Origin of the sequence: Prolixibacter sp. NT017 (assembly GCF_009617875.1) — a bacterium.
Taxonomy (GTDB): Bacteria; Bacteroidota; Bacteroidia; order Bacteroidales; family Prolixibacteraceae; genus Prolixibacter.
The window spans coordinates 889,328-908,245 of record NZ_BLAV01000001.1 but is presented as its reverse complement, the minus strand read 5'-3'; the positions used below and the strand labels follow the sequence as shown (position 1 = coordinate 908,245).

General features: G+C 42.0%; 19 protein-coding genes. 4 read left to right on the top strand and 15 right to left on the bottom strand.

Annotated elements, in window-relative coordinates; translation table 11 throughout:
* Positions 1-208 precede the first annotated feature (208 nt).
* From GJU87_RS03695 to GJU87_RS03625, 15 genes are all read right to left on the bottom strand, one after another.
* The gene (locus GJU87_RS03695) at positions 209-1,027 is read right to left on the bottom strand and encodes an SDR family oxidoreductase (protein WP_153638256.1); all 819 of its coding nucleotides are present in this window, start codon (positions 1,025-1,027) and stop codon (positions 209-211) included.
* Positions 1,028-1,051: 24 nt separating this feature from the next.
* Positions 1,052-2,071 carry a VOC family protein gene (locus GJU87_RS03690; RefSeq protein ID WP_153638255.1) on the bottom strand — a complete coding sequence of 340 codons (1,020 nt, stop codon included), beginning with the start codon at positions 2,069-2,071 and terminating at the stop codon, positions 1,052-1,054.
* A gap of 23 nt (positions 2,072-2,094) precedes the next feature.
* Positions 2,095-3,627: a GMC oxidoreductase gene (locus GJU87_RS03685; RefSeq protein ID WP_194831430.1), complete on the bottom strand. Its 1,533-nt coding sequence runs from the start codon at positions 3,625-3,627 to the stop codon at positions 2,095-2,097.
* A 107-nt stretch (positions 3,628-3,734) separates the two neighbouring features.
* The gene (locus GJU87_RS03680; RefSeq protein ID WP_153638253.1) at positions 3,735-4,556 is read right to left on the bottom strand and encodes an MIP/aquaporin family protein; all 822 of its coding nucleotides are present in this window, start codon (positions 4,554-4,556) and stop codon (positions 3,735-3,737) included.
* A gap of 13 nt (positions 4,557-4,569) precedes the next feature.
* Complete coding sequence (locus GJU87_RS03675) at positions 4,570-6,531, bottom strand: amylo-alpha-1,6-glucosidase (RefSeq protein ID WP_153638252.1); 1,962 nt, start codon at positions 6,529-6,531, stop codon at positions 4,570-4,572.
* Positions 6,532-6,534: 3 nt separating this feature from the next.
* Positions 6,535-7,608, bottom strand: a complete 1,074-nt coding sequence (gene tal, locus GJU87_RS03670) for a transaldolase (protein ID WP_153638251.1) — start codon at positions 7,606-7,608, stop codon at positions 6,535-6,537.
* Positions 7,609-7,644: 36 nt separating this feature from the next.
* Positions 7,645-8,022, bottom strand: a complete 378-nt coding sequence (locus GJU87_RS03665) for an RpiB/LacA/LacB family sugar-phosphate isomerase (RefSeq protein ID WP_153638250.1) — start codon at positions 8,020-8,022, stop codon at positions 7,645-7,647.
* 1 nt (position 8,023) lies between these two features.
* A protein-coding gene (locus GJU87_RS03660; protein ID WP_153638249.1) for an IS630 family transposase occupies positions 8,024-9,155 on the bottom strand; the annotation gives its coding sequence in 2 pieces (ribosomal slippage) (positions 8,024-8,726 and positions 8,725-9,155; 1,134 coding nt in all).
* A gap of 161 nt (positions 9,156-9,316) precedes the next feature.
* Positions 9,317-10,837 (bottom strand): glucose-6-phosphate dehydrogenase, encoded by a 1,521-nt coding sequence (gene zwf / locus GJU87_RS03655; RefSeq protein ID WP_153638248.1) that lies wholly within the window; start codon positions 10,835-10,837, stop codon positions 9,317-9,319.
* A 10-nt stretch (positions 10,838-10,847) separates the two neighbouring features.
* Entirely contained in the window at positions 10,848-11,750 is a 903-nt protein-coding gene (gene gnd / locus GJU87_RS03650; protein WP_153638247.1) for a phosphogluconate dehydrogenase (NAD(+)-dependent, decarboxylating), read from the bottom strand.
* A 130-nt stretch (positions 11,751-11,880) separates the two neighbouring features.
* Entirely contained in the window at positions 11,881-12,141 is a 261-nt protein-coding gene (locus GJU87_RS03645) for a hypothetical protein (protein ID WP_153638246.1), read from the bottom strand.
* A gap of 132 nt (positions 12,142-12,273) precedes the next feature.
* A complete protein-coding gene (locus GJU87_RS03640) occupies positions 12,274-12,801 on the bottom strand; it encodes a DUF4833 domain-containing protein (protein WP_153638245.1) in 528 nt (175 codons plus the stop codon).
* Positions 12,802-12,883: 82 nt separating this feature from the next.
* Positions 12,884-13,969, bottom strand: coding sequence for a DUF3179 domain-containing protein (locus GJU87_RS03635; protein WP_153638244.1), 1,086 nt, complete (start codon positions 13,967-13,969; stop codon positions 12,884-12,886).
* A gap of 11 nt (positions 13,970-13,980) precedes the next feature.
* Positions 13,981-15,009, bottom strand: coding sequence for a hypothetical protein (locus GJU87_RS03630; protein ID WP_153638243.1), 1,029 nt, complete (start codon positions 15,007-15,009; stop codon positions 13,981-13,983).
* A 6-nt stretch (positions 15,010-15,015) separates the two neighbouring features.
* Positions 15,016-15,459: a thioredoxin family protein gene (locus tag GJU87_RS03625; RefSeq protein WP_153638242.1), complete on the bottom strand. Its 444-nt coding sequence runs from the start codon at positions 15,457-15,459 to the stop codon at positions 15,016-15,018.
* Positions 15,460-15,572: 113 nt separating this feature from the next.
* Between GJU87_RS03625 and GJU87_RS21760 the strand changes: the two genes are divergently transcribed.
* The 4 genes from GJU87_RS21760 (at position 15,573) to GJU87_RS03605 (ending at position 18,903) form a co-directional block, all read left to right on the top strand.
* Positions 15,573-15,839, top strand: a complete 267-nt coding sequence (locus tag GJU87_RS21760) for a DUF2061 domain-containing protein (protein ID WP_373921472.1) — start codon at positions 15,573-15,575, stop codon at positions 15,837-15,839.
* 42 nt (positions 15,840-15,881) lie between these two features.
* The gene (locus GJU87_RS03615) at positions 15,882-16,835 is read left to right on the top strand and encodes a sensor histidine kinase (RefSeq protein WP_153638241.1); all 954 of its coding nucleotides are present in this window, start codon (positions 15,882-15,884) and stop codon (positions 16,833-16,835) included.
* A 3-nt stretch (positions 16,836-16,838) separates the two neighbouring features.
* On the top strand, positions 16,839-17,480 hold the full coding sequence (locus GJU87_RS03610; RefSeq protein WP_194831429.1) for a response regulator transcription factor: 642 nt from the start codon (positions 16,839-16,841) through the stop codon (positions 17,478-17,480).
* Between the two features lie 109 nt (positions 17,481-17,589).
* Positions 17,590-18,903, top strand: a complete 1,314-nt coding sequence (locus GJU87_RS03605; RefSeq protein ID WP_153638240.1) for an alginate export family protein — start codon at positions 17,590-17,592, stop codon at positions 18,901-18,903.
* Positions 18,904-18,918 lie beyond the last annotated feature (15 nt).

The window sequence follows — 18,918 nt, the reverse complement described above, 5'->3', positions numbered from 1 at the left end:
CTAAGACGCAAAGAGCTTTATTTTTATCTCCCGCGGATTACGCTGATTTTCGCTGATTTCTGGTGTACATAGAATTTCTGTGTTTATCTGCGCCATCTGCGGGAAATTATCTTGTTTTATCTCCCGCTGATTTCGCGGATTTCCGCAGAGGTTTTATAAATCTGTTAATTCTTTTTCAGCGTTACTCTGCGGCATCTGCGGGAAATCTTTACCCGTTTTCGGTAAAACCCGGGTAAAGCGTCATTCCCCCATCCACCACAATGGTCGTTCCGTGAATGTAGTCAGCTTCATCGGAAGCCAGCCACACGGCCACAGCGCCAATGTCGGTGGTTTGCCCGATACGTTTGTAGGGAATGAGCCGATTCAGTTTTTCGAGTGCTTCGGGCGTTTCCCAGGCATCTCGGTTGATAGGGGTTTGAATGGCGCCCGGGGCGATGCTGTTCACGCGTATTCCCTTTGGCCCCAATTCCTGCGCCATCGATTTCATGAGTAACATTACACCACCTTTCGAGGCTGCATAGTTGATATGGCCTGCCCACGGAATGATTTCGTGTACCGAACTCATGCAGATAATTTTCCCAACCGCACAGGAATATTCTTTTCTTCCCCGTTGCAGAAACTCGCGGACTGCCTCGCGTGAACATAAAAACTGACCGGTGAGGTTTACGTCAATTACAAACTGCCACTGTGCAAGGGTCATATCCTGAAATGCTGCATCGCGCTGCAATCCGGCGTTGTTCACCAAAATGTCAACCGTGCCAAAATGTTGTTTGGCAACGCGGAACATTTCCTGAACCTGGTCTTCTTTGCTAACATCGGCTTTAACAGCAATTGCTTTAGCAACCGAGTCACTCAGTTCTATCTGGTGTGCCACTTCCTCGGCGCCAGCCGGGTCGGTAACGTAATTCACTACCACGTTTGCACAATCGCGCCCCATCGAGAGCGCTACTTCTTTTCCTATTCCGGAATTCGCCCCTGTTACAATGCAGGTTTGTCCTGCCAGCCGGTGATGCGGATTTTGTCTCATTTTATTTTATTTTAAATATTTATCCTATTTTTCAACAAAGAACAGAAAATGACCATCAGTATCGCGGGCTAAAAATCCCAAATGGGCACCTTCTACAAGCGTTCCAATTTCGACAATACTATCAGACAGCATCGAATATCCATCCTTTTTTAATTTCTGATAAAGCTCATTAATTCCCGACACTTTCAGTGTAGTTTGCCAATACCAAAGGTCGGTGGGTTTTGTGTCTGATGGATAAGGCCGTCCACCGGAAGGTGCGATGTAATCGAGAAATTCAATTCCTATTCCGCTGGCCACTTTCAATCCGGTTATGTTCAGGCGTGCGCCAAAAACCTGGTTCAGGTGTTTCTGTTCGGTTCCGTAATTTATGCTGTTTCCCGCAATATTCAATCCCAATAAATCTCTGTAAAACTGAAGCGAAGACCTCGTCGATTCAATTCCGATGGCTGTATGGTCAATTCCCAAAAACAACTTATCTCCAGCATTTTGCCACTTAGGATTTCCTTTGCCTGCCGGGAAATGTATCAACTCTAAATTGTGCCCGTCGGGGTCGCGAAAGTAAAATGCTGAAATGCCGGCAGCAGCCGGAAGATAACCGGGCAATGTTTGCGGTGAAGTTGAAACATGGGTAACATTATTCTCTACAAGGATTTGATAAGCTTTCGACATATCGCTCACCACAATGGCAATATGCTGAAACCAAAGGTCGTTGCTACGGCTGTCAGCAGGAATTTTTCGTCCAGGATTATTAACAGAATGAAATTCCATCAATTCGATTTGCCCTTCACCCAAATGCAAGCGGGCAACTTCAACTTTGAGGCTTGTATCCTGAATATTAAAAAGATGTTGAATGTTCCCGCCTTTCAGTATAAATACCGTGTCTTTCTGAAATGGCAGAACCTCTGTGTAAAATTTCAATGCTTCTTTCAAATCGGAAACCGTAAAAGATACGCTCCTAATTTCAGTAATTGTTTGAGCATTGAGCTGCAGAAAACTACCAACATAAACTAAAATTATCCAGGAATATCTAAGGAAAATCTTCATGAGATTGGTTTTTAGAATCCGGATTACAATATTTCATTGATAAGGTGGTCGCCAACCCTGAGCGCGTTTGCCATAATTGTTAAAGCCGGGTTTACGGCTGAACTCGATGGGAAAAAACTGCCATCCACCACATACAGATTTTCCACTTCGTGCGCCCTGCAATTGATATTGAGCGCCGAGGTTTTTGGGTCATTCCCAAATCTTATTGTTCCGCATTGATGTGCTGTACCGGCAATCGGAATTTTTTTGCCCAAATAAATATTGTTGGGTAATAAGTGCGTTTCGCAGCCGGTATGTTCCAGTATCCACCGTAATTTCTTTTGCAGGCGTTTATGCCCTTCTATGTTATTTGCAGAATAACTTAATACGATATTTCCATTTTTATCCAACGTAACACGGTTCTCAGGCAAGGGTAAATCCTCTGATGTCATCCAGAAATCGAGCGCGTGTTTTGCCATGTAATCCAGTGTGAGTCCCGGGGCAAAAGAAGGTGCGTCATCGCGAAACATTAGTGCGTCTGACTTGCCCAGCATTTGGATATGACCCATTGGGAAATCGAAATCCTCTGTACCAAAATAATAGTCGTTGATGGCAAATGTTTTACCAAATTTGGTAGGATTTGGTTTGGTTGAAAGTGCAACCATCGCCGAATTGTTGTGTGCCATATAATGACGACCCACCGCATCGGAGCCATTTGCCAGACCCTTTGGGTGTTTTTCATTGGCCGAACGCAGCAACAAAGCGGCACTGTTAATGGCGCCGGCTGAAACCACCACAATATTAGCGGAATAGCTAATCGTTTCACCGTTTCTGATTACCTCAACACTTTTAATTTCTTTACCTGAACCATCGGTAAGCAAACGTGAAACATAGCTATTGGTTTCTAATGTTACGTTCGCATATTTTAAAGCTTCTTTTATACCAACAACATGCGCATCAGCTTTGCTTTCGGTGGGGTCTGGAAATCCATCGAAGCGGTCTAAAACTACTTTTGATTCTCCATTTTCCTCACCGTTTTTAAAGCCAATGGGCAGTGGAAAAGGTTTTAACCCCAATTTTTTTATATCATCAAAGAGTTCCTGAATACGGGGTTCGTGTTCCAGTGGCGGCAAGGAATACGGATTTGTTTCGGCAGGTTCTGTGGGGTCGCTGCCGCGCAAACCATGCACCGAATAGAGTTTTTCCGCTTCAAGATAATACGATGCTAAAACGTTGTATTTTATGTCCCAGGCCGGAGAAATTCCGCCGTGGTGTTTCACTTCATCAAAATCCTGTTCACGCATACGCAACAAGGCAGCGCCATAAACTTTGGTGTTGCCGCCAACACAGTAATGGATTCCGGGGTGAAATGATTTTCCGTCCTTGTCAGTCCAGTTTTCTTTGGCTTTGTAACGCGCTTTCAGGAAAACTTCTTCGGTATCCCAGTTTTCTTTTTCGCGTGGAATATAATCGCCACGTTCGAGGATGAGTATTTTTTTCCCGGTTGGGGCCAGTTTCCTGGCCAGTGTTCCACCGCCAGCGCCTGTGCCAATAATGATGAAGTCGTAATGTTGCATGCGTATAATTTTTAATGTATTTCGATATTTGTTTTATAAGTCGGGAAAAAAGGGTTTCCTGACAAGGGAAATTGTAAATGTCGGACTTTGGAAAGTCCGACTCCCATTCAATTTTTTTGAAGAAATTTTGCCGGGCCAAGAACTTCGTAAGTTGTACAATCGTGCTGATATCCCGAAAGGTGCATCCTCATTGTTGTGCAGTTGCCATTGTGCTCTTTCCGGTACCAAAACCGGTAGAGATATCCTCCAAAAAGCATGGCTGAAACCGGGCCGGCAAAATAAATCCACCAACCCTGCCATTCGCCTGAAGTTAAAGCTGATGCCACTGTACGTGCCGGGTTAATGCTCATTCCTGAAAGTGGGGCAGTAAAAGTTATGGCCAGCGTGAGAAAAACACCCACCATATATCCCGTAAAAGGAGCCAGTTTTTTTGAATTGCTGCTGAAAAGTACCATAACGATAATGATAAACGAGAGCAGAAATTCGGTGGCAAAAGCCGGCCAGTTGCCTTGTGGGCCGGGGATTGTTACTACATAGTTCACTGCCGGGTATGAGATGTAACCAAAGAAGAAACATTTAAAAATGGCAACTCCCAGGAAACCTCCCATAAATTGAAACAGGATATACCAGAAGGTATCCTGAAACGAGATGCGGTGAAGCATGTGATAAGTAAGTGTTACCGCAGGATTCATGTGCGCACCCGAACGTTTTCCCCATTTTGAATATATAAGAAGGATTGCCGTCACGCCCATTGCAAGGCCAATCATCAGTCGCCTTAAAACGGCTGATTCAACCAGGTTTCTATAAGGCAAAGCCGGGTGTTCAACCAAAATGACAAATAAACTTGCCGAAACCATGAACATTCCCAAGGCCCAGGCTTCAATTAAATACGTTCTCCAGTTTTTTTGTAATGTGATTAGAAGTTGCATTAGTCTGAGTTTTTTAAAGCTGTTTGGAATGTGACAACAATTGTATTAACGCGCTAACCGACCATGCCTGATTGACTGTCCCTTTTCCACGTCCCGGATTCAATCCGTCGAATATTTCGGCAATACCGTTGACACAACCATCTTCGTAAAAATGCTGTTGCAAAACTTGAACGGATTCCTTCAATTTCTCCTGTACTTCAGGTGTAAGGCCGAAAACATATAAACAAGCCTGAAAATAGTCGGCTAACAGGAAGGGCCAAACAGTTCCCTGATGGTATGCTGTATCGCGTTCCCACTGATTCCCTTCGTAAACCGGGCGAAAATCCTTGTGTTCGGGCGAAAGGGTCCGTAATCCGTAAGATGTAAAAAGGTATTTGTCAACCGTATCCAGAATGCTTTTTCCGGTCTCCTTATCCAAAATGGGAAAAGAAAGACTAATCGCATAAACCTGGTTGGGGCGGATGGCAGCATCTGCTGATTTATCCAACTGAACTACATCGTTCAAATACCCATTTTCATTCAGAAAATACATTTTAAAATTTTTCTTCAGCGTTTCTGCGGTTTTCTGAATTTTGCTTTGAAAAGGAGTGGGTTTTTCCTGTAATTCATTGGCAAAAAAGAGGTAAACCTGAAGAGCGTTATACCATAGCGCCTGAATTTCCACGGGCATTCCCTGTCGTGGAGTTACCACGTAATCGCCAATCCGTGCATCCATCCAGGTAAGTTGCGAAATTCTCTCGCCACCAGATAAAAACCCTTGTTTGGTAAGATGAATATTATAACGTGTTCCCTTAAAATGCCATTTTATAATTTCTTCGAGGTGATGAAGATTTTCTTTTACAAAATCTGCATCGCCAAATTTCAGGTAATACTTATACAGCGTGTCGAACAGCCAAAGTGTGGCATCGATGGTATTGTATTCGGGCGTGTCTTTCTCGTTATCCGAAAAACGATTGGGCAACATTCCCTTGTCAATGCTTTTGAAAAAAGTGTTCAAAATTGATTTGCTGATTACTTTTTTACCCAGAGCGATACCCAATCCCTGCAAGGCAATCATCGTATCGCGGCCCCAGTCGGTAAACCAGTGGTAACCGGCAATAATGGAGTAACTTTGGGTCGATTCGCGAAAAACGATAAACTGGTCGGCTGTTGCTGCCAAATCAGCAAAAAACTGATTTGTATTATTTTTTGGGTTTAATAGTTTCAATCGTAACAGTTCATCCTGCTTCAATATCTCCGGATTTTGCGCGAGCATTTCAGAAACGTCGGAAAACATCAGGAATATTCTTTCCCCCGGCGACAAATTGATTTCAACATATCCGATTGAAAAAGTGTCTTCGAGAAAATCCTGCCCGCGTTCCTGCTCACGTGGATATTCGTTGTTTTTATGCCAAAAGTAATTTGCGTTAAATTTTCCTGCTGAATATTTAAAGAAAAGAGGCTCTGAATGGTCACAGGCAAAAATCTGAAGCGAACTGTTTTCCATGTCGTAATAATGGCAGAAACTGTCATCCTCTTTGTACAGGCTGTGGTAATCGCGGTAAAGGAACATGGGGTTGAGTTGTAGTTTTGTTTTTTCTGTTCCCACATTTTCATATTCAACAACCGTGGTATTCGAACCGTGAACCATAAAAATAGTTTTTGAAAGGCGATGCCCCCTTTTGTAAAATACTGTTTTAGGAAGGGGGGTTCGTTCAAAACTTTCAATGGTTTTATACCCTTCGGGATATATTACGCCGGGATAAAAATTCGAACCCAGTTCGAAATTCCCGTCATCGGTAACAATGGTCTCTTCCACTTTGGATACCATTACTTTGCGTTCAACCGGAGGATTGAGCGCTGCCACCAGCAAACCGTGGTAACGGCGTGTATTTGCGCCCGAAACCGTGGACGAGGCATATCCGCCAATGCCGTTGGTAACAAGCCATTCGGCAGACAAGGTATTGTTTTTGTTTTCTGTTCTGATATCCAGCATGGGTTAAACTAGTTTTCTTTTAGACTGAATACTGTCAATGAGGTGTTTCCATGAACCGACAAACGATTCGGCCCCTTCTTTTTGCAATTGCCCGGCAAGTTGGCCAATATTTACGCCTTCATTTTTGAAGTCGTCAAGCAATTTATCTGTATCTGTGCAGGATTGTGGCATCGGTTCAACCGCGTTTCCATGGTCGGCAAAAGCCAGCAGGGTATTTTCGGGTATGGTATTTACCGTGAAAGGCGCCACCAGGTTTTCGATATAAATGACATCCGACACGGCCGGGTCTTTGGCGCCGGTGCTTGCCCACAATAACCGTTGTGGTGAAACGCCCAGGTTCATTACTCTTTGTACCCTGTTCGACTGCAGGAATTGTAAATACGCCTCATACGTTTTTTGGGAAGTTGCCAGCCCAAGTTTATTCTTTAATCCGTCGGAAATCTTTTCGGAAACTGCTTTATCCCAGCGACTGACAAAAACTGAAGCAACTGACCGTACATCGGCGGTTAACCCTTTTTCTGCGCGGGTTTCGATTCCCCTCAACCAGGCTTCGGCAGCGGCAAGATATTGTTCTGCTGAAAAAAGCAGGGTTACATTCACCGGAATTCCTTCGGCGATGGCTTTTTCAATGGCGGGCAAACCTTCGGGTGTACCTGGGATTTTAATAAAAGCGTTTGGCCGGTTTACTTTCTCGAAGATTATTTTGGCAGCATTGATGGTGCTTTGTGTATCGTAAGCCAAAACGGGCGAAACTTCAATAGAAACAAACCCGTCAATGCCGTTGGTAAGGTTGTACAAGGGGCGGAACAGGTCGGCTGCGCGCTGAATATCTTCAATGGCAAGTTCGAAAAACACCTCTTCATCGGTAAGTAAATTACCGAGTTGACGGATGGCCCCATCGTAATCCGATGATTTTGAAATGGCGTTGTCGAAAATCGTGGGATTGGATGTTAAACCGGTTACCGATAATTCGCTGATGTACTTTTTTAGTGTCCCGTCGTTGAGGATTTTCCGGGTGATGTTGTCTAACCAAAGGCTAACGCCTTGTTCATTTAATTTTTTGTTGTTCGTGTTCATTTTTAATGTTTTTAATTATTTGTTTGTATAATTTATTCATCCGAAGAAATGGTTTTCAACCAGGTAAATTTTATCCAATCGTCTTTTATGCCTTTCGATGGATGAAAACTTCGCGTTCAGGAAAGTTTTTGTGATTTCCCAGGCAGCTTCCCCGCCAATAACCCGTCCGCCTAAACACAATATGTTCATGTCGTCGTCTTCCACGCCCTGCCGGGCCGAAAAACAATCGTGGATAAGCCCGGCTCTGGTGCCATGAATTTTATTTGCCGCAATTGATGCTCCCACGCCACTTCCACAAATCGCAATGCCACGGTCAATCGATTTATTTACAATGGCATTTGACAAAGGAATTACATAATCAGGGAAGTCATCGTTGGGGTCGTAGTTTAGATTTCCAAATTCAACTACTGTCATGTCAAGTTAAAATTGACGGATAAAGCCTTTTTAGTTTTATCCGAGAGTCTTTTGTCGTAAATTGCCAGTTTATTTTGGCATCTTTATTATTCCGATGGTTTTCCCATGCTTTTGTTTCTGCAATTATTTCTTCCATATTATCAATCCTTCTGTTTAAACATTGACTGCCCAGAACGTTCAATTCAATTTCAGCCATATTGAGCCAGCTTCCATGTTTGGGAGTAAATACAAATTCAAATTTGTCCCAAATCCTTTTTGCTTCCTTTGGCTCAAAGGTTTCATAAAGGGCTCCGGGAGAATGGGTTTTGAAATTATCCATCACTAATGTTATTTTTTCAGCATTTGGATAATCGTCATCCACTATCTCTTTTAAAAGGATTGCCCAATCAACCTTTGTTTTCCTTTCCGTTATTTTAACACGTCGTTTCCCATTCAAAGGCTCGTTCACCATAAATATATTACACGTCCCTTTTCTGGCATATTCGTAATCAATTCTTTTTTCTTTTCCTTGCCCCATCGGCGTTCCAGTCCTGGTTTCCCCGATTAATTGTTTTGGCGATTCATCCATACAAACCACTGGATTCAATTCATTATAGGGACGTTTATAAACATCCAGTACCTTTTCCATATTGGCGACAAACTCACCGTCAGAACCAGGTGGAATTACCCATCCTTTTACTTTCCAGGGTTTTAAGTCGTTTTTTTAAAACGGTACGTACCGTTTCGTGCGAAATGGAATCAACGATTTCCAGTTCAACCATCTTGTCTGCCAACAGCCGTAATGACCATCTGGAAAAGCCTTCAGGCGGTCCACTACAGCTTAAAGCTACTAAATGGGCCTCAAAATCTCCATCCGCTTTCTTTTCATACTCACGGCTTGTTGGTTTTCGCTCCAAAACAGCGTCGAATCCTTCTTCAACAAACCGTTTTTTAATGCGGTCGATGGTTCGCATCCCGACTTTTAGAATTTTACTTATCTCTGAATTAGTGGCTTTTTCAGAGTATTCACCCTCGTCACAATTTAAAAGAACGTAAGCATTTCTAAATTTCTGGGAAGTATGTCGGCCCTTATTAACAATAGACTCCAATTCTTCCCGCTCCTTCTTTGTTAGTGTTACCTTGTACTTTACCATAATCGTTTTTGGCAAAGATACAAATTTTACGTCATATTACAATTGACATGACACTACATCATATTGTAGTTCCAGTAATCTTTTTTTTAGCAGTTTTTTTAGTTCATACCCGCCGTGGTCTGATGCTATTCCAATTTTCATTTTATTAAAAGTTTTATGGTTTATAATTCGCAATAAATACCGTCGTCAGCCAGGTTTTTGCACGGATAACGCCAGGTCATCTCTTTTTCTTCGATTAAATCGTCGGCTTCTTTGGGGCCCCAGGTCCCGGCAGGGTAACCGAATAACGGGATTTCAGGGTTGTTTTTCCATGCATCGAGGACGGGCATTACAAATTTCCATGCTTCAATTACCTCTTCGGTACGGGCAAACAGGGTAGAGTCGCCCTTGATTGAATCGTAAATCAGCCTTTCGTAAGCCGCCGGGATTCGCTGATGTGCCAGGTCGGAATAATGAAAATCCATGTTCACGTTTTGTACTTCAAAACCTGTTCCCGGCACTTTCATACCAAATTTGAGCAGGATTCCTTCATCGGGCTGAATACGTAAAACCAATTGATTGCATGAACTGCAATTGGCTTGTTTCGAGAATAAAAAATGCGGGGTAGCCTTAAAATGGATAACCACTTCGGTAACCCGTGTGGGCAAACGTTTGCCGGTACGGATATAAAATGGTATGCCCCCCCAGCGCCAGTTGTCGATATAGAATTTTAGGGCAGCATAAGTTTCGGTTGTTGAATTCAGGTCAACTCCCGGTTCTTCGCGGTAACCTGCAACTTTTTGGTTTTTAATGGTTGACGCGATGTATTGTCCGCGCATGGCCACTTTTTTCACTTCTTCTGGTTTTATGGGCCGTAACGACTGGAAAACCTTGAGGATTTCGTTCCGGATGGCCTGTGGTTCAAGTGTTGCCGGAGGTTCCATGGCAGTGAAAGCCACTACCTGCAACAAATGGTTTTGCACCATATCGCGCAGTGCTCCGGAACTTTCGTAATAGCCGCCACGTTCTTCAACACCCAGGCTTTCAGAAGAGGTTACTTCAACATGATGAATGTATTTACTATTCCAGAGCGGTTCAAAAATACCATTTGAGAAACGGGTAACCAGCAGGTTCTGCACGGTTTCTTTTCCCAAATAATGGTCGATGCGGTAGAGTTGATTTTCGTTCCAGTACTTTAGTAAAGTATCTTTTAATTTTGTTGCCGATTCAAGGTCGTAGCCAAATGGTTTTTCAATGATAAGCCTTTTCCATCCGTCGTCTTCATTATTCAAGCCAACTTTCGCCAGGTGCACCGGAATCTCGCCGTACAATTTTGGTGGAGTGGAAAGATAAAACACGATATTCCCAGGTATTTTCTTCTCTTTCTGAAGATTCTCCAATCTTTCTTTCAGGTCGAAATAATCCTGACGGTTATCGTAATTCAGTGGTTGGTAAAAGAGCTTTTCAACAAATGCATCAATCTTACCTGAATTGGTGTTTTCGCCGAATTCAATCAATGCTTCTTTCATTTTCTCCCTGTACTGAATATCAGAATAGGCGGTACGCGAAACACCAAGAATGATAAAATTATCGGGAACCTGTTGGTTTACATAAAGAGAGTAAAGGGCCGGAATGAGTTTACGTTTGGCAAGGTCGCCCGAGGCGCCAAAAATAACGGTTGTGAAACTGAATTTTTTATCCATTGCCGTAATATTATTGGTTTTTAGTTTTTACTGCATGTCCGCCAAACTGGTTCCTGAGGGCTGCCAATACTTTCATTGCAAACGACTCGGTTTGCCGTGACTGAAACCTGCTAAAAAGTGAGGCTGTTATAACCGGAACCGGTACATCAAGGTCAATTGCCGCCTGAATTGTCCATCGGCCTTCGCCACTGTCCTGAACATAATCTTCGAGTTTCTCTAATTTTGGGTCATCTTTGAAGGCATTTACTGCCAGTTCCAACAACCACGAACGGATTACACTGCCGTACTGCCAGGCATCTGAAACTTTGTGGAGGTCGATTCCAAACGGTGCTTTTTCAAGAATTTCAAAACCTTCGGCATACGACTGCATCATACCGTATTCGATTCCGTTGTGAACCATTTTTACGAAATGGCCGGCGCCGGATGAACCACAATACACATGCCCGTTGGCCGGTGCAAGGCTTTCAAAAACCGGAGCAGCAAAATCAACTGCCGGTTTATTTCCTCCATACATCAGGCAGTAGCCGTTTTGCAAGCCCCAAACGCCGCCACTGGTGCCGCAATCGAGAAAATAGATTCCTTTTTCGGCAGCTTTTTCAGCCCGTACCTGCGTGTGTTTCCAGTTAGAGTTGCCCCCATCGATAATAATATCATCGGTTGACAGTAAATCCAACAAAACATCGAGGTTCTCGTCAACCGGTTTCCCGGAAGGTACCATTAACCAAATTATTTTCTTTTCAGGAAGTTTTTCGGTGAGTTCTTTTACCGAGGCAGAACCAATTGCCCCAATCTTTTCAAGTTCGGCAACCGGTTTAGGGTCGATATTCCAAACTACTACTTCGTGATTGTGGTTAAGCAATCGTTGTACCATGTTAAAGCCCATTTTTCCCAGGCCGATAAATCCAATCCTCATAATATTTAATTTTTTGTGATTTTTTTATTTAATGGAGTAGTCGGCTAAAACCGTAATTCCTGACAAGGGGACTCGGACTTTTAAGGCCAGTGCAAAGTTTTTCGGTGGATTAGGAAGTCACACTCCTGGTTTAAAATAACAAACTCGAGCCAATGTAAAGCCCGCCAGCGCCAAACTGATTGTTTAACGGGATTTCGTAGTTAACAGTAACCACATTGTTGTGATTGAAAACAAGATAGGGTCCGGTGCCAAAATTGTGTTGTAATTTCTGTTTGCCAGGATTAAAATAAAATGGTCTTTCCTCTTCCGGAACGTTTTCAAAATTAATGTCGTATGGCTGGGTGATGTATGCGTTGTCATAAAATCCTGAAACGCTGGTTTCAAAATTCATTTTCAACAGGCAAAGATTGTCGTTTTTTTTCTTCCACTTGCCCAAAAATTGACAGAGGTAAAAACAAGAAAGGTGTCCAGAAGTATTTTGTCATTTTATACGGATTTATGATTGACTTTTTTTGGACAGGTTTTAAGGCCTGATAACTTCAACAATCAGTTCACCAACATCCACTTTTTTGGCATGAACTTCAACCCGGGTAATTTTCGGGAACCAGAAAGTGCCGCCGTCAATTTGTATAAAAACCCGCTCTAATTCCACTTCCTTTCCATCAACTTCAGTAAAAACACCATATCTCCCGGCGTTGTTTTTTCGAAGCGATAAGGTTCGTTTAGCATAGGAAACAAACTGAAATTCGGCCTTTTCAGGAGTAACATCAAGAAAATTCAAACCGTATGCAAAATGCTGCTGTATTTTTGTTAATGGCTCAATGTCTCCGTTTTTTGTATATTTTATCCAGTAAATTTTTATGGGTTCTTCCAAATTCAAAGTACCATCAGAATTTGTTCTTACTTCGTAATAAATTTCGTTGGCATCTTTGCTACGTCCGATTTTAAATAATGTATTATCATTTGTTTTTCCCGAATCGGCTGCAACCAAACTAAAGCCAAATAGTAGCATAAAAGCTAGCAAAACTGTAAGTTGTATAATACGTTTCATTTGTCATCTATTAATTGTTTGGATAAGAGTCGATAGGTAAGAGCAATCCTGACATGATTTTAGCATTTATTTTAAGACCGTTTTACAATTCGATATCAGGATAAAAAGCAGCAAACGAAAACCAGTAACCTATCATTTGTGGAACAGGTAGAAGTTTTTGTCCTTCACGCGGGCCTGATATAGCCCTGCCAAAAACATCCCAGGTATTCCCTTCATTGTCCGATAATAACGCTGGCAACGGGCTGTTTGTTGTTTGAAACTCAAGCACGGTTCCATCGGCTAATTTTGTGTTAAAAGCCACCATCAGATTGGCTGATTTACTACCGGCAACCACCAGGTTTTTATCATTAAAACCGGCAAAAATCAAATTACCATTGGCGTCGAGTTGATTAAAGCGGAACGCTTTGGCTTTGTCGTTATCGATAACCGCAAGCACGCGTTCTTTTAATGAAACCCGCGAATCGGAATTGCTTACCGGGAATAACAGGGTCCCGTTGGTTTTGTATGACCCATAAGGATAATTTCCATAATTCCGGGTATAGCCTGTGTTTAAAGAGTGGACTTTCGAATTGGGATACATTGTTTTCCAGGTTTTCCAGCTTGTTTCAACCAAATTATAAATAATTGGTTGTGTTCCTTTTAAATCGCCATTTACTGATTTTAGCAAGAGTTGCGACCAATTGCTGTCGGTGGCCCTGTCATACGGAATAATATTTGAATTGTACAGCAGGCCGGAAACGCCAAACGTGGTTTTTTTGTTGCCAAACATCCTGTCCCAGCCAATGCCTGTCCCTGTAAGCGGGCAGTAAATTACAGCCAACGAATGGTTTGGCGTGTCGTCGTTGATGATTTCGTGCCAATCAAGGATTTTGTGCGGATAGGCGCGTACATCGCTGCCATCGGCAAAACCAAGGACCAAATCATCATCGTTCAAGAAACTAACCTCGTTAACAATTATAAATTTCGGATTATCGATAGCGGGTATCCCGTCTTTCCCGGGTCCACCGTCACGCACTTCATTTTTCGGAATAAGCCATTCAGCGCTGGTTTCTTCTTCACCCGGCATTCCAGGGTTGTTATTTCCCATTCCATCATCCATGGCGGTTTCGGAGCATCCTGCAAAAAATAATGCAGTTAAAATTGCTAGAGTTGAAAGTTTTGTTTTCATAGTTTTCTTTATTAATTGTTAAATAATTTTTTCCGGCTAAAGGGTATATTGAATAAAATAGCTGCAGTGAGTTTGTAAGAGGTGGTTAACTGTGTGCCATCCAGTTTGCGGTAAACGGGGATGTCGCCCGATAAGCGGAATGACCAGGCAGGCGAAAAGTTAATGTTTACACCGGGAATCACATACACCCACTGACCGCCCGATGAAGGAAAAACGTTGTCATCGATTAAATCCTCTGACTGACACCTGTACCGGAGTAAGGTTGAAACATCGACCGGCCATTTCAGGAATAAACTGTAATTTAATCCCAGTCCGGCCTGAAATTCGTTACCAAACCGATAGGTTTGGGTGGTATTATAATTTTTATTTTCTCCCGAATAACGAAAGGTGGTAACACCGAACAATCCGAGATTTGGATTTTTCAGAAAGCGGCTCTTGTAGAAATAACTCCAGAAAATGCCGTCAAACGAACCTGAGCCGGGCTGCATATCGGCTGCCATCGTTAATCCCTGGTTATTCCTGTAGTCAGTTCGTCCGGTAGGAAATTTAGGCCCCGTACCTATAATCCAGTCGAAATCTGGAGACATTTCAAAAGTGAGAATTCTGTATTTTACCAGCAAAACGACATCGCCCAATCCCTGGGCAGAGGTAAAATCTTCGCCCGAAAAAGCCTGAATAGTGCGGGTTTGCCGGATAAACGGGACTACACCCGCAAACGACCATCGTTGATTGATGCCATAATTCAGTTCAATAATCGACGATTGGGTAGTGCGGCTGCGCGTGTCATCATCTAATTCTTCTGAAAAACTCACCAGGTCGTGAATCGCATTGTAATCGTATGTAAGCAAAACCTGTAACGTTCTACTTTCGGCAGAGCCGAGGCCCAAACTGCCGCCGAGCGGAACTCCGCCCGAGCAGCAGGTTTGAGCCGAACCTCCCCACGACACAGCCAACAGAAACAAAAATCCAACAGCACTTTTCAAAACAACCAACCCTGTTCTCCCCAAATATCCGTAATATGCTTTGTCAGCGAGAATCATGGCGTATTATCTGTTTACAATTTGTTCTCCCAGTTCAATAAATTGTTTCGGGTTCCTGTACCCGGCGGTTTGTGCAATCAGGTTGCCGTTACTATCGATGAAAATTAAGCTTGGATATCCCCTGATTTTGAATTTTCTTGCCAGTTCAATGCCTTCGCCTTTTTCGCCGTCAACGGCCACATTGATAAAATTGGCATTGTAGAAATTTCCAACCTCCTCACTCGGGAAAGTGCGTGCTTTTAACATTTTACAGGGCCCGCACCAACTGGCCGAAATATCGAGGAAAATCGGTTTGCCCTCTTTTTTAGCCAATTGCAAAGCTTCATCCCAGCTTCCCTGATGGAATGTAATTCCGGATTTCGTACTGTTTTCTGCCTTAATTGTGGGTAAATTGGCAAAGGTTATCATTGCCAAAAGAATTCCTGATAAGATAATTGTCAGTGTTTTCATATCTCAACTTTTTATATTTCATGGAAACAGTCGTCAGGAAAGGTAAATCCTTACATCTTTTCAGAATTTTTTACGCGTGGGCATGTTCATCATTGCTTTAGCCACGTCAAATCATGGTTGCACTGGTTATGAAAAATCCATTGCTTATCTTTGCTTCAGAAATTTTAAATAAGGCACAGGTGAAAGAATCAAAGAAAAGGAGCTTATTAAAAGCTGTATCGTACCGTATTATCTGCATCATTTCGATGTTGCTAATTACATTTTTATTTACAAATAATGTAAATCAATCCATTTATATCACTATCGTCTTTCAATCCATACAAACTGTGCTATATTACCTGCACGAAAGGTTATGGGCGAAAATTCCAATTGCAGCCTGACGTGCTTTATCGTTTCAATACTTTAACAATAAATTTGAACTAATGCTAAAAATTGCTTTGCTTCTTTCCATGCTTTTCCAGGTTGTTGCCACAATACTTGCTGTCAGCCTGATTCGCAAAACAAGGTTCAATATCTCATGGATATTAATATCATGCGCGTTTATCTTAATGGCTTTACGACGGCTGTTTGAGTTTTCCGGTTTCTTTTGGGAATCGAAATTATTTCCAAAAGATGAAATAAACGGTTGGATTGGCGTACTAATTTCCTTGTTTGTTTTTGTGGGCGTAATTTTCATAAAAAAGATTTTTAATCTTCAGGATGAGATTGAAAGGTTAAGGGAAGAGAATGAAAAAAAAATCATATCTGCCGTAATTAATAACGAGGAAAAAGCAAGGCAACGGTTTGCCAGGGAATTACACGATGGAATGGGACCGGTGTTATCATCCATAAAAATGACACTTAGCGCTTTGAATAAGGAGAACTTGACACCGATGAACCGCAAAATTATTGAAACCGCACACAGCGCCGCAAGTAATTCAATTGTTACCCTAAAAGAGATTGCCAATAACATGAGTCCGCACCTGCTAACCAACTATGGCCTAAAACAGGCCCTTGAAACACTGGCGGCTCAACTTTTCTCCCAAAAAAACATTGGGTATGAATTTGATTTTCAAATCGATGAAAAACATCTGTCAGATGAAATGAACATCAATTTCTATCGGATTATTTCTGAATTAATGAATAACAGTTTTATTCATGCCAATCCACAAAAAGTATATTTAGAGATAAAAGAAAAGGATACTTATATTCATATCCGTTATTTGGATGACGGGAAAGGGTTTGAATATAAACCCGAAAACGAAAACTACAGAGACAGGGGAATGGGAATGAATAACATTTTCTCGCGGGCCAAATCACTGAACGGGCATTATTCAATTGTAACGGCTCCGGACAATGGTTTTTCAATCGAGTTCTTTTTTCCGATAAACAAATAAACAATGAAAAAAATTGATATTTACCTTGTTGATGACCATCCCCTTTTCAGACAGGGATTGAAATTATTGCTAAGTAATCTCGATTATATTGCGAACATTTACGAAGCAAATAATGGAGAAGAATTTATAGGAGGGCTAAAGGAAGCCCCGGTGGATATAGCATTACTGGATATTGAAATGCCGGTGATGAACGGAATTGAGGCTGCTAAAAGAGCCAGGGAAATTCAACCCTCCATCAAAATCCTTGCTTTATCCATGTATTCCGACAAAAATTATTACCTGAGCATGATTGATGCAGGCGCTTGTGGATTTCTGCTGAAGAATTCCAATTTTGATGAAGTGGAAAAAGCAATTACAGATGTTTGCAACGACAAAAGCTATATATCCATCGAAATACTGAATGATATTCTGAAATACCCCGATAAAACAAGTTTTAACGTTTTTGACAGTGAATTAACTGAACGGGAAACAGAAGTATTGTTGTTAATCTGCAAAGGACTAACAAACAACGAGATTGCAGATAAGTTGGTACTCAGCAAACGAACCGTGGACAAACACCGTGAAAACCTTTTACTAAAAACGCAATCGAAAAATACGGCCAACCTGGTTATTTATGCCATAAAGAATGGGTTCCTTCAAATATGATGAAAAATATGCTACGTATAAAAACGTAGCCTGAAACTTACGTTTTTAGACTGTTACCTTTCTGGTTTCGTCTGAATACTTTTGTAAAGAAAGTTTTAATACAAAAGTTATGATTGGAACCAACAAGTGTTTAAGAATAATTTTAGTTCAGGGTAAATTAAAATCAACCCGAAGGACAAAATATTTTTTTACTTTTTTAATAGTTTGCTTCGCATCAAAAAGTGGATCTGCGCAGTTTTCGGTTGATGCCCAGTACCGAAACCGATTTGAACTACGGGATGGTTATAAAAAACTCGCAGCAGAGGGGACAAGTCCGGCCGTATTTATCTCACAACGTACAAGAATATCTTTTGGATTCGAAAGCGAAAATTTAAAATTCAGGTTTACACCACAGGATGTAAGGGTTTGGGGCGATGAACAATTAAGTAGCTCTACAGGTGTTTTTGGTGATTATGCTTCGCTCGATTTATTTGAAGCCTTTGTGCAGATTAAAACAGGCGAAAAGAGTTGGTTGTCGGTAGGTCGGCAACAACTGGTTTATGATAATCAACGCATTTTAGCTGCCCGCAACTGGAATCAAAACGGAATAGCGTACGATGCTGTAGTTTACAAATGGAATTCTGAAGACTGGGAAGTTCATGCAGGTGGCAGTTGGAACTCAACCGGCGAGAATGCAACGGATAATCTATACGACCCCAAACGCATTAAATCATTGAATTTTGTATGGGCAAACCATCGCTTTTTGGAAAACTGGGAACTTTCTCTTTCTCACGTGGCTTCGGGTGTAACAAAGTCGGAAACCGAAAATAAGCTTTATTTCAGGCAAACCAGCGGTATTTATTCAAATTATAAAAAAGATGGGTTGACAATCCTGGGAAACCTCTACTATCAGTTCGGGAAAAACAACACAGGACAAAATGTGAGCGCCTGGCTGGCCGATGCCGATATTTCGTATAAGGCCGGGAAAATCACTCCCGGAGTTGGCGTCAGTTATCTTTCCGGCAATAAGAATACAACCGGAGAAACCGACCATCTTTTTGATGTGTTGTACGGTTGCCGACATCGTTTCTTCGGAGGGATTGATTACTTCAGCAATTTTGCTTCGCACACCCAAAAGGGCGGTCTGGCCGACTACTATTTTTATATAGATTATGAATTAGGCCCAAAAACTAGCCTGAAAAATACCGGGCACTACTTTGCCCTGGCACAAACCAATGAAAATACGCCTTCTGATAAAAAATTAGGGTATGAAAACGATATCGTATTAAAACACAAATTTTCAGACTGGGGGGTGTTGGAGAGTGGCTATTCGTTTTTTCTGCCAACAACTTCTTTAAAAACAATTCAAAATGTTATCGATGCAAAGTTTTCTCAGTTTCTGTATGTGCAACTTACCGTGACACCGGTTTTATTCAAAAATTAGAACAAAATAAAATTC

What these genes read in the sequence shown, in the direction of transcription:
- GJU87_RS03695 (WP_153638256.1), bottom strand. Translation starts at nt 1,027, where the DNA reads ATGAGACAAAATCCGCATCACCGGCTGGCAGGACAAACCTGCATTGTA.
- GJU87_RS03690 (WP_153638255.1), bottom strand. Translation starts at nt 2,071, where the DNA reads ATGAAGATTTTCCTTAGATATTCCTGGATAATTTTAGTTTATGTTGGT.
- GJU87_RS03685 (WP_194831430.1), bottom strand. Translation starts at nt 3,627, where the DNA reads ATGCAACATTACGACTTCATCATTATTGGCACAGGCGCTGGCGGTGGA.
- GJU87_RS03680 (WP_153638253.1), bottom strand. Translation starts at nt 4,556, where the DNA reads ATGCAACTTCTAATCACATTACAAAAAAACTGGAGAACGTATTTAATT.
- GJU87_RS03675 (WP_153638252.1), bottom strand. Translation starts at nt 6,531, where the DNA reads ATGCTGGATATCAGAACAGAAAACAAAAACAATACCTTGTCTGCCGAA.
- tal (WP_153638251.1), bottom strand. Translation starts at nt 7,608, where the DNA reads ATGAACACGAACAACAAAAAATTAAATGAACAAGGCGTTAGCCTTTGG.
- GJU87_RS03665 (WP_153638250.1), bottom strand. Translation starts at nt 8,022, where the DNA reads ATGACAGTAGTTGAATTTGGAAATCTAAACTACGACCCCAACGATGAC.
- zwf (WP_153638248.1), bottom strand. Translation starts at nt 10,837, where the DNA reads ATGGATAAAAAATTCAGTTTCACAACCGTTATTTTTGGCGCCTCGGGC.
- gnd (WP_153638247.1), bottom strand. Translation starts at nt 11,750, where the DNA reads ATGAGGATTGGATTTATCGGCCTGGGAAAAATGGGCTTTAACATGGTA.
- GJU87_RS03645 (WP_153638246.1), bottom strand. Translation starts at nt 12,141, where the DNA reads ATGAATTTTGAAACCAGCGTTTCAGGATTTTATGACAACGCATACATC.
- GJU87_RS03640 (WP_153638245.1), bottom strand. Translation starts at nt 12,801, where the DNA reads ATGAAACGTATTATACAACTTACAGTTTTGCTAGCTTTTATGCTACTA.
- GJU87_RS03635 (WP_153638244.1), bottom strand. Translation starts at nt 13,969, where the DNA reads ATGAAAACAAAACTTTCAACTCTAGCAATTTTAACTGCATTATTTTTT.
- GJU87_RS03630 (WP_153638243.1), bottom strand. Translation starts at nt 15,009, where the DNA reads ATGATTCTCGCTGACAAAGCATATTACGGATATTTGGGGAGAACAGGG.
- GJU87_RS03625 (WP_153638242.1), bottom strand. Translation starts at nt 15,459, where the DNA reads ATGAAAACACTGACAATTATCTTATCAGGAATTCTTTTGGCAATGATA.
- GJU87_RS21760 (WP_373921472.1), top strand. Translation starts at nt 15,573, where the DNA reads ATGGTTGCACTGGTTATGAAAAATCCATTGCTTATCTTTGCTTCAGAA.
- GJU87_RS03615 (WP_153638241.1), top strand. Translation starts at nt 15,882, where the DNA reads ATGCTAAAAATTGCTTTGCTTCTTTCCATGCTTTTCCAGGTTGTTGCC.
- GJU87_RS03610 (WP_194831429.1), top strand. Translation starts at nt 16,839, where the DNA reads ATGAAAAAAATTGATATTTACCTTGTTGATGACCATCCCCTTTTCAGA.
- GJU87_RS03605 (WP_153638240.1), top strand. Translation starts at nt 17,590, where the DNA reads ATGATTGGAACCAACAAGTGTTTAAGAATAATTTTAGTTCAGGGTAAA.